This is a genomic window from Mammaliicoccus sp. O-M54, assembly GCF_022386035.1.
In the GTDB taxonomy this organism is placed as follows: Bacteria; Bacillota; Bacilli; order Staphylococcales; family Staphylococcaceae; genus Mammaliicoccus; species Mammaliicoccus sciuri_A.
On sequence record NZ_JAJNJE010000014.1, the window covers coordinates 1 to 13,421 of the forward strand.

Here is a 13,421-nt window from a genome sequence, read left to right on the forward strand (position 1 = left end):
TCAAGACTGACGAAACAAGATAAATAGGAGCGTTGTATTTATCAAGACTGGTGAAACAAGATAAATAGAGGCTTTGTATTTATCAAGACTGACGAAACAAGATAAATAGGAGCGTTGTATTTATCAAGACTGGTGAAACAAGATAAATAGAGGCTTTGTATTTATCAAGACTGGCAAAACAAGATAAATAGAGGCTTTGTATTTATCAAGACTGACTAAACAAGATAAATATGAATCTTTAATATTGCAAGTGGAACGTGACTAGCAATGTTGAAGCCCTGAATATTGCAAGTGGGACGTGACTAGCAATGTTGGAGCCGTGAATATTGCAAGTGGAACGTGACTAGCAATGTTGAAGCCCTGAATATTGCAAGTGGGACATGACTAGCAATGTTGAAGCCCTGAATATTGCAAGACTGCCCAAACAAGCAACATAGAGCGTCCGTAAGTTGCAAGACTGCCCAAACAAGCAACATAGCACACCCGTAAGTTGCAAGACTGCCCAAACAAGCAACATAGCACGCCCGTATGTTGCAAGACCCACCAAACTAGCAACATACATCCTCCAATCCGCCGAACCGCCGAACCTCAGAACTCCCTCGGAACCTCATACATCCACACCTCCCAATCTCCCTCATCTACATAATTCCCATATACGCCATTCGGATGATTTTTATATAAAAGTATGAAAATTATGAACTTTCAATTTTCAGATGATTGTTTTGTGCTAAAATTTTAAATGTGTAGATATAAGGGGAGTGTGGACGATTATGAAGGTATTTGCAAAATTGGGCTGGTTTATTAAACAAGAAAGGAAAAATTATATTTTTGGCATTCTCATTTTATTACTCGTTGCGCTGATTGATTTGTTGCCTCCACAAATTATCGGTCGAGTGATTGATGGTATTAGCTTTAATACTTTAACGGGAAAGACGCTTCTTATTTATCTCATCATTTTATTTCTTGCTGCTGTATTAACATATGTATTTCGTTACTACTGGCGCATTATGATTTTCGGGGCGAGTATGAGATTAGGGAAGATATTAAGAGAGCGACTGTATCATAAATATACGTCGATGAGTCCTTCTTTTTTCCAAGAAAGACGTACTGGAGATTTAATGGCACATGCTACAAATGATATTAGAGCTGTTCAGAATACTGCAGGTGGCGGCGTTCTCACAATTGCGGATTCACTGATGTCAGGTGGAGCTGTGCTGATTACTATGGCGATTACAGTTGATTGGCGTTTAACTTTAATTGTGATGATTCCACTTCCTATTATGATTATATTAACGAGTTATTATGGTAAGTTGCTTAACCGCGGTTTCAAAAAAGCACAAGCTGCGTTTAGTCAGTTGAATGATAAGACTCAAGAGAGTATTGCTGGGATAAAAGTCACAAAGACATTTGGTTATGAAAAAGACGATCAAGCAGATTTTAAGCAACTAAGTGATGATGTCGTATACAAAAATTTAAAAGTTTCTAAAATTGATGCATTGTTTGATCCAACGATTATGTCAGTAATTGGTGTGAGTTATTTTTTAGCGATATTCTTTGGCGCAAGAATGGTGATTCAAGATGATATTACAATTGGACAACTTGTTACTTTTACAACTTATTTAGGTATGATGGTTTGGCCACTGCTCGCACTTGGATTATTCTTTAATATTGTTCAAAGAGGTCATGCTTCATATGAAAGAATTAATGAAATTACCAATGTTCCAAACGATGTCGATACAGAAGTTAAGACGGATATGATTCCTGAAGGGGATATTCACGTCGACATTAAATCCTTTAAATTTCCAAACGATGATAATGTGGCATTACATGACATTCATTTCACGATTGAAAAAGGGACAACATTAGGTATTGTTGGTCGAACAGGTTCAGGTAAAAGTGCAATCATTCGACTATTATTACGCGAATTTGATACGAAAGAAGCGGATGAAATTATATATGGTCATCATCCATTAAGTTATTTTGATATTCGTCATTTAAGAGCGCAATTTGGTTATGTACCTCAAGACCACTTTTTATTTTCGACTTCAATAAGAAATAACATTGCCTTTAGCGATCCGACTATCGATGATGATATTATTCATAACGCGAGTAATATTAGTTATATTCACCAAGATATATTAAGCTTTCCTGAAGGCTACAATACAGTTGTTGGTGAGAGAGGTGTTTCATTATCAGGCGGTCAGAAGCAAAGGATTTCTATCGCGAGGGCGTTAATTATGAATCCACCTGTACTGATATTAGATGATTCATTATCAGCAGTAGATGCAGAGACTGAAGAACATATACTAGAAAATATGCAGAATGTCAGACAAGGTAAGACGAATATTATAACAGCTCATAGAATGAGTGCTGTCAGTCATGCCGATATGATTATCGTGATGGATGAAGGCACAATCATTGAACGCGGTACACATCAAGAGTTGATGAATCTTAAAGGATGGTATTATGACACTTATCAATCACAAGCGTTACATGAAAAGCTTGCGAGTAGTCTAGATGAATTGGCAAAGGGGGATGACAACGATGGCACAAAATCATAATTTAACTGCCAAAGATCAGTTTGATGTACTTAAAAGATTAATTAAATATACGTTCCCCTTTAAAGGTATCATTGCACTTGCTTTCTTAATGCTGACGATTTCAACAGTTGCAAGTGTCGCAACACCTTATTTAGTAAAAGTATTTATCGATGATTATTTAACACCACGTGTATTTCCAGAATCAGATATGACATTACTGATTGTCATATTCTTTGTCGTTCAAATCATTGGCGCTGTAACAACATATTGGAATGTATACTTATTTCAATATTTAGCTTTTAAAGTGATTCAACAATTAAGAATTGATGCTTTTGATAAAATTGGCCAATTGGGCATGCGCTATTTTGATAAAGAGCCTGGTGGCAGTATAGTATCAAGGTTAACGAATGATACTGAAGCCATTGTAGAAATGTTTATCGGTGTATTTTCTTCATTTTTAATGGCATTATTTATGGTTATTTCAAGTTATGTCATGATGTTTATTTTAGATTTTAAATTAGCTTTAATGGCACTTGTATTTGTACCTATTATAGTTGTCATATTAGCACTTTATAGAAAATATTCTGCGATATACTTTTCTCAAGCGAGACAGCTTTTGTCAGATTTAAATGCGAAGTTAGCTGAATCTATCGAAGGTATGAGAATTATACAAGTATTTAATCAAGAAAAGAGATTGCAAAAAGAATTTAATGACATTAACGATGAGCACTATGAGTTTAATATGAAGACAGTCAAAATTGATGGCTTACTACTCAGACCAGCAATCAGTATGATTTCAGTATTTGCTGTCATTATGATATTAAGTTACTTCGGTATATTGAGCTTTTCAGGTGGCATTACAGCAGGTGTTGTATTTGCATTTGTACAATATATGGAACGTTTCTTTGAACCGATTAACCAAGTCAGTCAAAATTTAAACGTACTTCAACAAGCACTCGTATCAGCGAGTCGTGTATTTAAACTTATCGATAATGATATGCTTGAACCCGAGCAACAAGAGCGTCAAGATTTTCATATTACTGACGGCAAAATTGAATTTAAAGATGTAACGTTTAGTTACGATGGCAAAACAGATGTATTAAAAAATATATCATTTACCGCAAACCCAGGTGAAACAGTTGCACTTGTTGGGCATACAGGTTCTGGGAAAAGTTCAATCATTAACTTGTTTATGAGATTTTATGAATTTGAACAAGGTAAAATACTAATCGATCACCAATCGATTAAGCAAATACCGAAAAAAGAACTCAAATCTAATATTGGGCTTGTGCTTCAAGATGCATTTATTTTCTACGGAACGATTACATCGAATATAAAATTGTATCACCCGACGATGACTTTTGAAAAAGTGAAAGAAGCGGCTGAATTTGTAAATGCAGATCAATTTATCAATAAATTACCTGGGAAATATGATCATAAAGTAATCGAAAAAGGTAGTGCATTCTCAAGTGGAGAAAGACAATTGTTAGCATTTGCAAGAACGATCGCAAGTGATCCCAAAATATTAATACTGGATGAAGCGACTGCTAATATCGATTCAGAAACAGAAGCGCAAATTCAAGCATCATTAGAAAAAATGAGAAAAGGCAGAACAACATTAGCGATTGCACATAGACTTTCAACTATTCAAGATGCTGATCAAATACTCGTATTGAATAAAGGCGAAATCGTTGAAAGAGGTACACATGACGAATTGATTAAACAAGACGGCATTTATCACAAAATGTATTTACTTCAAAATGGATAATAGTACGAACTGATCAGACGAAAGTGTCTGGTCAGTTTTTATATATGTAATTATGTATAATAAGCAGTAATAGATAAATAGAGGAGGATTTTACATGGGTGTTTTTGATGTAGACTATAATAAAATAACTGAGCGAACACAATTTCCATATGAAATCGAAGTGATTCATCATACTTGGATAACGATGCAAGATGGTACGAAATTATCAGCTAAAATCTGGCAACCTAAGACCGACTCAAAGACAAAAGGCGCGGTATTAGAATATTTACCATATAGAAAAGATGAATTTACAGCTTTACGGGATGAAATTAGACATAAGTATTTTGCAGGGTTTGGGTATACTGCTATTCGAGTGGATATAAGGGGAACTGGGGATTCTGAAGGTATTATCGAAGACGAATATCCATTACAAGAACAAGACGATGCATTGGACATTATAGATTGGATAACAAACCAAGAATGGTCAAATGGATCAGTAGCAATGATCGGTAAATCGTGGGGAGGATTTAACGGATTACAAGTTGCTGCGAGACAACCAGAAGCATTGAAGACCATTATCTCATTATGTTCAACGGATGATCGATACGCGGATGACGTTCATTATAAAGGCGGAACGCTTATGGCTTCTGATATGCTTTGGTGGGCTTCTACGATGTTTGCATATAATGCACGACCAGCTTTTCCGAAATATTTCGGTGATAAATGGTATGAAAATTGGCTTGAACGTTTAGAACATACACCACCGTTTGTGGAAGAATGGGTTAGTCATCAAACAAGAGATGATTATTGGAAGCACGGTTCTATCAATGAAGACTATTCAAACATTACCATTCCGGTATTAACGATGAGTGGTTGGGCAGACGGCTACACAAATGCTGTGTTTCGTTTAATGCGTCATTTGAATGTTCCGAAGAAAGGTATTATAGGACCTTGGGCACATGAATTTCCAGACGTTGCAATTCCTGGACCTCAATTTGGATATTTACAAGAAGTTGTCGCATGGTTAGATAAATGGATGGAACCGGATGAACATATTAACCATAAAGATGAATTTCTTGTTTATGTTCAAGAGAGTGTAGAACCACAAACTTCATACGAATATCGAGAAGGCAAATGGCTAGATTTATTGAAAGAAGACATTAAGTCGAAAGATATTTTTAGTAGTATGACGCAAGAAATCACTTTGAAAAATAATCAACAACATGGTCTTTATTCAGGCGTGTTCTGTCCTTTTGGCCAAGAAGGGGACTTACCAGATGACCAAACAATTGATAATGCTTTAGCATGCTCATTTATGGTTGAAACGTATGGTGAAACATTGAATATCATTGGACAACCTGTCGCAAAGCTTCATGTTAAATCTGATCGTGAATATGGCAATATTCATGTGCGTATTTCTGATGTACATCCAAATGGCAAGAAGACATTGATTACGAAAGGTCAGTTGAATCTAAATCACTACAAGAGTCATGAAACGCCAGAGAAACTACCAATTAACGAGTATATCAATGCAGAAGTACCTTTAGATGTTATAGGCTATCAAATACCAGCAGGACATAAAATAGAAGTGTCTATCTCACCTACATATTGGCCACAAATTTGGCCGAGCAAAGAGGTAGCAAATATAAAAGTGGATTTAGAGTATTCACAATTGATATTACCTTTAGTTGATCATTTTGAAGAAGTTCAATTAGACTATCCTTTATCAGAAACTGCACAGCCTCTAGAAAAAGTCATTCATAGAGAAGGGTCTCGAACGAGAGATATAACGAAGCGGTTAACGACCAATGAATGGGAATTAAGAGATTATTCAGATGAAGGATTAAGAACATTAAAAGATAGTCATATCACATATGGAACAGAGAACTTAAATGTCTATACAATTAAAGAAGACGATCCATTATCAGCGAAAGTCCAATGTGATTGGAAAGTGATTGTTAAAGATGATGATATAGATACGGAAGTAGAGACATTTAGTACAATGACATGTGATGCAGACTATTATTACTTATATAATAAAGTTGTAGCTTATAACGAAGGCGAACAATGCTTCTCAAAAACATGGAAAAAGAAAATAGAACGAGATTTTACTTGAAGATGAAATTTGAATTGGAGAATCACGCACGAAGACTGCGAGATATCGTGCGCTAGGGTGCAAAAAAGGGGCATAACGCACGAAGACTGCGAGATATCGTGCGCTAGGGTGCAAAAAAGGGGCATAACGCACGAAGACTGCGAGATATCGTGCGCTAGGGTATAAAAAAGGGGCATAACGCACGAAGACTGTAAGATATCATGCGCTAGGGTGCAAAATCAGGTCGTATCGCACGAAGACTGCGAGATATCGTGCGCTAGGGTGCAAAAAAGGGGCATAACGCACGAAGACTGCGAGATATTGTGCGCTAGGGTGCAAAATCAGGTCGTATCGCACGAAGACTGTAAGATATCATGCGCTAATATTTGAAAAGTCACATGTTCTTTTTCAAATAACATATAAGAAAAACCGCGAAAACTAACAGCTCACGTTAGTTTTCGCGGTTCTTTTAGTCTATATAACGATATGACATCAATTCTTGTAACATTTGAATTTCTTCTTGCAGTTTGGCACCGATGTTTGTATCTCGAACTTTCTTTCTTTCGAGTTCTTCGTCTACAACACGTCTAACGGATAGTTCATCAGCCCCGTTGAGTAGTACATTTTCTTTTGTACCGAAGTGTTTGTGGGCAACGAGCTGCATACCAAATGAGTTATACAGCAATGTATAGCCTGCGATACCTGTTGTAGATTGATAAGCTTTTGAAAATCCACCGTCGATAACGATCATCTTACCATTTGCTTTAATTGGATTTTCACCATCAATTTCTTTAACAGGTGTATGACCGTTGATAATACGACCTTGTTCAGGATCTAAATCAAACTCTTCTAACATTTTGCGACACATATCACTATCTTCTCTTAAGTAATAATAAGGATTTTTTTCTTCCTTATGCGACGCTTTATCTTTTATAAAATATCTTTCGAATGTTGTCATGGCACGTTTACCGAATAATGAAGAATATTTACCTGTCCATAAATACCAAATTAAATCTGTAGATAAGTCATCTGTTTCATGTTTACGACTAAATGAATTTCTAATATGATATTCGAATTGGTCTAATAACTCTCGTCCATTATAGACTTTACCGTCAATTTCCATTTCTTCCATATTACCTTGTTCATCTACGGGTATACAGCCATGGATAAGTAAATTACCATTATATTTTAAATACAAGTTACCTTTTTTCATTAAAAAGTTCATATGACGTTTCAGTTTTTCGGATTCTTGTACAGAAAGTAGAAGTTTATTAATGACTTCCTCTTCTTCTTCGTTTAGTTGTGCTGGATTTGCTCGGTCAACGGTTTCAAAGCATGTATTTTCTAATTGATACGTTTGACCGTAAATAGTAATTTCATTGTTATCGTAATTTACTTTTTCAAGTACGAGTCTTTCTTCCATATCAAATGACGGACGACGTTTAATAATTGGGCTTTCTAGTTTAAATTGAATGATGGCGATTGCTTGATGAATCTTAGTGATTTGAAGTTTTTCTTCTTCTGATAGTTCTTTGTCGGCATGTTTTTTTGGATGAAATGCAGTATTATCGCCGTAATATTTTTCAGCTAAATTAACTAAAGGTCGCAAATTAATGCCATATGCATCTTCAATAATATCTAAATTATCATAACGCGCGCATATTCTTAAAATGTTCGCTAAACATACTTTTGAACCGGCATAAGCACCAATCCACAATACGTCATGGTTACCCCATTGGATATCAACAGAATGATAATTAATTAACGTTTCCATAATTTTATCAGGTTCAGGACCACGGTCATAAATATCTCCTACAACATGTAAATGGTCAACGACTAATCTTTGAATCGTGTATGCTAAACCAATAATCAGTTTATCTGATTGACCAAGTGAAATGATTTTTTGAACAATTGTTTCGTAGTAAGTCGTTTTATTGTTATAGACATTGCTTTTATATAATAACTCTTCGATTATGTATACGAATTGTTTTGGTAAAGCTTTACGTAACTTAGAACGTGTATACTTACTTGAAGCGTATGAAATAAGATGTATCATCTGTTGAATGGTTTCAATATACCATTCATTTAATTCTGATTTCGATGCAAATTGATTTTTAACAAGTTTCAATTTTTCTTCTGGATAATAAACGAGTGCAGCAAGGTCGCTAATATGTTCTTCAGAATGTGTCTCTTTAAAAATATCATTAATTTTAGCTCTCACATTACCAGAACCATTTCTTAAAACATGTTGGAATGCATGATATTCACCATGTAAATCACTTACGAAATGTTCTGTTCCTTTAGGTAAGTCTAAAATAGATTGTAAATTAATAATTTCAGTTGCTACTTTTTCTTCTTCATCAAACTTTTCTGCTAATAAATTTAAGTATTTTTCTTTTAAAATCTGGCTGTCGTATTGAGTCATAAAAAAATTCACTCCGTTCATCATTTCGAGATTTTTTATTTAGAAATTAAACCTACCATTTGAGATATAGTATAACACATTAAGCGTTTTCTTTTATGGTTTAAGATTCACTTCTGTAGGCTAAATATATATAAAGGAGTCGATTATTCATGGCATGTAAAATAGATAGAATTTATAATAATCTTGATGAAAAAGGTGTAAGAGTATTAGTGGACCGAGTATGGCCGAGAGGGATATCTAAAGACAAAGCAAATTTAGATCATTGGTTAAAAGACATCGCTCCCTCAAGTGAATTAAGAAAATGGTTCAATCACGAACCAAGCAAATTTGAAGAATTTAAAGAAAAATATAAACAAGAACTCGAATCAGGAGATCAACAAGAAGCTTTAAATAAGCTAAAAGAAATTTATAAAGACAATAAACAAACACTCATCATACTGTATGGCGCCAAAGACGAAAAACACAATCAAGCAATTGTTTTGAAAGAGATATTGGATAGGTGAGTCATGGCTTAACGCCTGAATAAAGCCAAGAGAAGAGGCAAGTCATGGCTTAAGTACCAAATAAAGCCAAGAGATAGGTCAAGTCATGGCTTAAGTACCGAATAAAGCCAAGAGACGCTCCAAGTCATGGCTTAAGTACCGAATAAAGCCAAGAGAAGAGGCAAGTCTTGGCTTAACGCCTGAATAAAGCCAAGAGATGGTCCAAGTCATGGCTTAAGTATCGAATAAAGCCAAGAGATGGTCCAAGTCATGGCTTAAGTACCGAGTAAAGCCAAGAGATAGGTCAAGTCTTGGCTTAAGTACCAAATAAAGCCAAGAGATCACCCAAGTCATGGCTTAAGTACCAAATAAAGCCAAGATATGGTCCAAGTTATGGCTTAAGTACTGAATAAAGCCAAGACTTCACCCGCAACTGCCTCCAAGACTTGGTCCAATCCTATCCCGATCCCTACCTTATACACCTATTAAACTGTTGATATATATCTTCTGCGATTTCTTGTGATGCTATGCCTCGTACGTTCATGCGACCGTCTTTAAATAAGGTCATGGTCATATCGTCATATGCTATAAATTTTACATATGCGTTTTCTTTAGTGATACGTCCTGGGAAGTGATGCGCTAATTCAAATGCGTGTTGTTTAAATCTAAACATGAACGTATCTCCACATAATGCTTCTATTGATGAAAGGGGTGGTGTGTTTAATGTTTGATAAATCCCTTGTTCACAGACAACGCAGTCATCATCTTTTAATAAATTAATATTGGTTGCGCGTATGTTCATTTCAAATGTATCGATTGTTATGAGCTTTTTGGAAAAAGATTTTCCTGCAACATATCTGAGTAATTCTGACACTTCGTAACTGGCTACTTGTTGAACGACTGGTGGTAGCACGCCGTTTATCGCACAACTTTCTCCAGTTTGAGGTACGCTTTGCAGGATACATCTTAAGCAAGGTCCACTATAATCAATTGCATAAACAGTCCCTTTACTTCCGACTGCTGCGCCATATATCCAAGGAATGTTTAATTTATGGCAAACTTCATTGATTAAAAAGCGCATATCAAATTGATCCATGCCATCGATTACTATATCTGGTTGGACATTTTGAATAATGGTTTCAATGTTTTGTGCTGTTAATTCTTGATGGATAGCATTTAATTCAACATGCTGATTAATCTGTTTAATCTTCCTCTTTAAAGCAATGACTTTAGGAAGCATTTCTTGTGCATCACGTTCATCATAGAGTGCTTGACGATGTAAATTAGAAAGTTCAACGATGTCCATGTCGATTATCGTTAATTGATGGGCGCCCATGCGAGCGAGTAGTTCTGCAACATGACTGCCTAATGCACCTGCACCCATGATCAATATACGGGTATTCTGCAATGATTCTTGACTATGCTCACCGAACTGTTGAAACTTCATTTGTCGCTCGTATCGTTCCATTACAAGAATCCTAATCCTTCAGTTGGACTTGATGCTTGTGCTGTATATTTAACAGGAATTCTACCTGCATCATAACTTAATTGTCCGGCTTCAATACCTAATTTCATCGCTTCAGCCATTTTGACAGGGTCTTTCGCACCAGAAATGGCAGTATTTAATAAAATTGCATCTGCACCAAGTTCCATCGCGAAACAAGCATCTTTTGGTGAACCAATACCAGCATCTACGATAACGGGGATGTTAGCTTGTTCAATGATATATCTTAAATTGAGTGGGTTATTAATACCTCTGCCTGTTCCAATTGGAGAAGCTAGGGGCATAATCGCGTGAACACCTAATGCTTCAAGTCGTTTAGCTAACACAACATCACACGAAATATATGGACAGACAATATAGCCTTTATCTAATAATATTTCACATGCTTTATAAGTTTCGATTGGGTCTGGCAATAAAGTCTTATCGTCACCAATGACTTCTACTTTAATTAAGTTGCAAAGCCCAGCATGATTGGCAATTTCTGCAATACGTACAGCTTCTTCTGCAGTATGTGCGCCAGCAGTATTAGGAAAAGTAATAAAGCGATTTAAATCAACATTTGCTAATGGGTTCGGTAGTGATTTGTCATATAGATTCATTCTTCTTACAGCAAAAGTGAGTACTTCTGCACCTGATGCTTGGATTGCTTTAGATTGTGTTTCTTCATCTTTAAATTTACCAGTACCTAATAATAATCTTGAGTTGAGTTCATATGGTCCTATTTTTAACATTTTATCCGCCTCCAACAAATTCTAGTAGTTCTAATCTATCCGATTCTCTAACAGTAATATCATTAAATTGTTCACTTTTAATGAGTGTATCGTTCCACTCGACGATGATTCTATCTTTATCTAATTCCAGCGAGTCTAGTAAATCTGACAACGTTAACGCATCTTCAAAATTAAATTCATCACCATTAATGATACATTTCATAAATGGACACACCTCCTCACTTTAAATGCTTCTAATAACGTAGGTCTTTCTTCATAAACAATCCATTCAGCCATTAATTTACCGATGATAGGTGACAGTAATATGCCATTACGATAATGACCCGTAACAATATATAAACCTTCATCGATTTCATCCATAATAGGCCATTCATTTTCAGTGTATGGTCTGATTCCCGACCATTTATGAATGAGTCGACTACTTGATAATAATGGAATGTATTTACACGCTTGACGCATTAACCAATTCTCTCCTTCAACTGATGTGCCTACAGTATAGTCATCTACATAACTCGTCGCACCCACTAAAAATCGATTGCCACGCTTCGGCACAATGTAACAGCCATTCGTCATAAAAAGTGTTTGTTCTAATTTTAAGTCTGGATGTTCTAACAGTAGAACTTCACCTTTAACACCTGTTACTTTAGGCTCAATTTCATAGTCTGCTAATAACTGATGACTCCATGCACCGCCAGCAACAATGACTTTTTTGGAAAGTAAAATTTGGTTTGCAGTGAGCACTTTAAACGCATCATTTAAGCGATGTATGGATTTAACTTCAGTATGATAAATTCGCTCAATTCCTTTATACTCAATAGATTTCAATAAAGCTTTAGCATATTGATTGGCATTAATTTGTCCATCAAATGGAATATAAATCGCTTTATGATTATAAGAAATCGTATGATTTGAAAGATTACGAAGTGATTGACTATCTAACGTCGTAACGGAACGATCGCGTTTGTTCAAAAAAAGATATTGCGCTGTTAAGCTGTCGATATCTTCTCGTGAAGCGGCCATTTTAATTAAACCGTGCGCTTGATAATCAATATTGATATTCGTCTCTTTATATAACGTATGACTAAGTGATTCGAAATAATCTCTCGAACGTAATGCAAGTTGATAAAGGGGTGTATCTTCAATAAATTCATTTTGCGCACCTAACATGCCACCAGCTTTATAAGATGCGTGTAATCCAGGCACATCTCGATCTATCACAGCGATAGACAACGATTCATTCTTAAGTGCTAATTCACGTGCAATAGACATGCCCATGACGCCTGAACCAACAATTAACACGTCATACATATGTATGCCACTCCTCTCTTAATAACTGAATTTCACGCAAACTTCGATCTCTGAAAAAAGAAATTGCACAAACACCTTCAAAACCATGAGGCAACGACTTAATAGAATGGGTATCTATACCACCAATTGCATAAACAGGAATATCTATAGATACTGCATTTGTTATTTCTTTAGAAGACCTTGGTTTAAGACCATGTTTAGAACGTGTTTCAAACACGTGACCAAAGAATACGAAATCTAAAGACCACTCACGTGCGCGTTTCACACGTTCAACTGAATGTGTAGACATACTAACGGATATATGAGGGTGAAGCTTTTTATATTCAAATGCGTGTGCGTCATTTTCACGAAAATGAATAAAATTTAAATCATATTTTTCAAGTATGGCCATATCAGAATGAATCATTAATTTCGTTTGCGGAAAGCCATGTGCTAATAAATAATCAAGCGCCCAGCATAGATCATCACGTGTCATAGGCACTCTCAGTAATAACAAATCAATCTCTTCTGAAATCTCTAAATAATGTTCTAAATCAGCAACATCTAAGTCTTTATACGGTGTAACAGCAATAAACAATGAAATCACTCC

10 protein-coding genes are annotated in these 13,421 nt (G+C 35.7%); 4 read left to right on the forward strand and 6 right to left on the reverse strand.

Translation table 11 applies throughout. The features are described 5' to 3' along the window. Window positions 1–770 precede the first annotated feature (770 nt). The 3 genes from LQ673_RS14310 to LQ673_RS14320 all read left to right on the forward strand — a co-directional run bounded on the left by LQ673_RS14310 (window position 771) and on the right by LQ673_RS14320 (window position 6,403). Complete coding sequence (locus tag LQ673_RS14310; RefSeq protein ID WP_191836373.1) at window positions 771–2,561, forward strand: ABC transporter transmembrane domain-containing protein; 1,791 nt, start codon at window positions 771–773, stop codon at window positions 2,559–2,561. Further along, entirely contained in the window at window positions 2,545–4,308 is a 1,764-nt protein-coding gene (locus LQ673_RS14315) for an ABC transporter ATP-binding protein (RefSeq protein ID WP_191836374.1), read from the forward strand. Before LQ673_RS14310 ends, LQ673_RS14315 begins: the two co-directional genes overlap by 17 nt. A gap of 94 nt (window positions 4,309–4,402) precedes the next feature. Next, on the forward strand, window positions 4,403–6,403 hold the full coding sequence (locus LQ673_RS14320; protein WP_191836375.1) for a CocE/NonD family hydrolase: 2,001 nt from the start codon (window positions 4,403–4,405) through the stop codon (window positions 6,401–6,403). A gap of 448 nt (window positions 6,404–6,851) precedes the next feature. Here the strand turns inward: LQ673_RS14320 and LQ673_RS14325 are convergent, their stop codons facing one another. Further along, window positions 6,852–8,807 (reverse strand): fructose-1,6-bisphosphatase, encoded by a 1,956-nt coding sequence (locus tag LQ673_RS14325; protein WP_191836376.1) that lies wholly within the window; start codon window positions 8,805–8,807, stop codon window positions 6,852–6,854. Window positions 8,808–8,956: 149 nt separating this feature from the next. Here LQ673_RS14325 and LQ673_RS14330 point away from each other — a divergent pair, with 149 nt between their 5' ends. Then, window positions 8,957–9,310, forward strand: a complete 354-nt coding sequence (locus tag LQ673_RS14330) for a DUF488 domain-containing protein (RefSeq protein WP_191836377.1) — start codon at window positions 8,957–8,959, stop codon at window positions 9,308–9,310. 448 nt (window positions 9,311–9,758) lie between these two features. Here the strand turns inward: LQ673_RS14330 and LQ673_RS14335 are convergent, their stop codons facing one another. The 5 genes from LQ673_RS14335 to LQ673_RS14355 are packed head-to-tail and all read right to left on the reverse strand — an operon-like array spanning window position 9,759 to window position 13,415. Continuing rightward, window positions 9,759–10,757 (reverse strand): ThiF family adenylyltransferase, encoded by a 999-nt coding sequence (locus LQ673_RS14335; RefSeq protein WP_239705878.1) that lies wholly within the window; start codon window positions 10,755–10,757, stop codon window positions 9,759–9,761. Continuing rightward, entirely contained in the window at window positions 10,757–11,524 is a 768-nt protein-coding gene (locus LQ673_RS14340) for a thiazole synthase (protein ID WP_191836379.1), read from the reverse strand. Before LQ673_RS14340 ends, LQ673_RS14335 begins: the two co-directional genes overlap by 1 nt. Before the next feature lies 1 nt (window position 11,525). Beyond that, on the reverse strand, window positions 11,526–11,726 hold the full coding sequence (gene thiS / locus LQ673_RS14345) for a sulfur carrier protein ThiS (RefSeq protein ID WP_025905802.1): 201 nt from the start codon (window positions 11,724–11,726) through the stop codon (window positions 11,526–11,528). Next, window positions 11,723–12,832, reverse strand: a complete 1,110-nt coding sequence (thiO, locus tag LQ673_RS14350; protein ID WP_191836380.1) for a glycine oxidase ThiO — start codon at window positions 12,830–12,832, stop codon at window positions 11,723–11,725. The genes thiS and thiO overlap by 4 nt, the downstream gene beginning before the upstream one ends. After that, the gene (locus tag LQ673_RS14355) at window positions 12,825–13,415 is read right to left on the reverse strand and encodes a thiamine phosphate synthase (protein ID WP_239705880.1); all 591 of its coding nucleotides are present in this window, start codon (window positions 13,413–13,415) and stop codon (window positions 12,825–12,827) included. Before LQ673_RS14355 ends, thiO begins: the two co-directional genes overlap by 8 nt. Window positions 13,416–13,421: the final 6 nt, after the last annotated feature.

Excerpts from the sequence above, each read along its gene's own strand:
- thiS (WP_025905802.1), bottom strand. The coding sequence starts at position 11,726 with ATGAAATGTATCATTAATGGTGATGAATTTAATTTTGAAGATGCGTTA.
- LQ673_RS14335 (WP_239705878.1), bottom strand. The coding sequence starts at position 10,757 with ATGGAACGATACGAGCGACAAATGAAGTTTCAACAGTTCGGTGAGCAT.
- LQ673_RS14315 (WP_191836374.1), top strand. The coding sequence starts at position 2,545 with ATGGCACAAAATCATAATTTAACTGCCAAAGATCAGTTTGATGTACTT.
- LQ673_RS14310 (WP_191836373.1), top strand. The coding sequence starts at position 771 with ATGAAGGTATTTGCAAAATTGGGCTGGTTTATTAAACAAGAAAGGAAA.
- LQ673_RS14320 (WP_191836375.1), top strand. The coding sequence starts at position 4,403 with ATGGGTGTTTTTGATGTAGACTATAATAAAATAACTGAGCGAACACAA.
- LQ673_RS14340 (WP_191836379.1), bottom strand. The coding sequence starts at position 11,524 with ATGTTAAAAATAGGACCATATGAACTCAACTCAAGATTATTATTAGGT.
- LQ673_RS14330 (WP_191836377.1), top strand. The coding sequence starts at position 8,957 with ATGGCATGTAAAATAGATAGAATTTATAATAATCTTGATGAAAAAGGT.
- LQ673_RS14325 (WP_191836376.1), bottom strand. The coding sequence starts at position 8,807 with ATGACTCAATACGACAGCCAGATTTTAAAAGAAAAATACTTAAATTTA.
- thiO (WP_191836380.1), bottom strand. The coding sequence starts at position 12,832 with ATGTATGACGTGTTAATTGTTGGTTCAGGCGTCATGGGCATGTCTATT.